At 37.0% G+C, this 270-nt stretch carries 1 protein-coding gene; it reads left to right on the top strand.

The annotated features are described in order from the left end of the window. A partial coding sequence (locus tag AAEZ18_RS18895; RefSeq protein WP_352255945.1) for a tetratricopeptide repeat protein occupies positions 1–270 on the top strand: 270 nt, incomplete at both ends.

Here is a 270-nt window from a genome sequence, read left to right as displayed (position 1 = left end):
AATTAGCTCAGTCGTATAAACGCCTCAAAAATAGAGAGCAAACGGCTCACTTTTATACAAAAGCTTTAGAGGTATATTCTAATTTAGGTGATTTAAAGCTAATGGCGCGTACTTTAAATACACTAGCAGAAGCACATCGTTATTTAGATAACTTAGTTTTAGCCCTTGATTACTCCACTCGCGCATTAGAAATACATAAAGACATTGACGACCCTGTTGGCTTTGCTAAGGCATTACTAGGGGCGGGTATTATTTATCGTCATATTAACC

The sequence above is a fragment of the Pseudoalteromonas sp. 19-MNA-CIBAN-0066 genome (genome assembly GCF_040308705.1).
Classification (GTDB): domain Bacteria; phylum Pseudomonadota; class Gammaproteobacteria; order Enterobacterales; family Alteromonadaceae; genus Pseudoalteromonas; species Pseudoalteromonas nigrifaciens.
This window is presented reverse-complemented; position numbering and strand designations above follow the sequence as displayed.